This window comes from Streptococcus sp. HMSC062B01 (assembly GCF_001811085.1).
GTDB classification, from domain to species: Bacteria; Bacillota; Bacilli; order Lactobacillales; family Streptococcaceae; genus Streptococcus; species Streptococcus gordonii.
Genome location: NZ_KZ672790.1, coordinates 1 through 223, shown reverse-complemented (window position 1 = coordinate 223; position 223 = coordinate 1). Strand labels below are relative to the sequence as shown.

The 223-nt window shown below is 42.2% G+C and carries 1 protein-coding gene; it reads right to left on the bottom strand.

From position 1 onward, the window contains the following. Nucleotides 1-223: SHIRT domain-containing protein (locus HMPREF2780_RS07220; protein WP_158672301.1), on the bottom strand; the 223-nt coding region annotated here is incomplete at both ends.

The window sequence follows — 223 nt, the reverse complement described above, 5'->3', positions numbered from 1 at the left end:
CTGCCATCTTTCAAGTTTGTTTGGTCTGCTGGAAGCAAGACTTTAACTTCTTGTGGAAGTTCTTTACCTGGAGTTCCGCTGACAAACTCGTGAACCACTTTATGAGTCACTGTTGGAACTGGAGTTGCTGTAAATTCCCATGTACCTATAAACTTAACATCTGATCCATTAATTGTTTCCGATGTCTTATCGTAGGACTTGAAGCTCCATGTGCCTTCTGCTG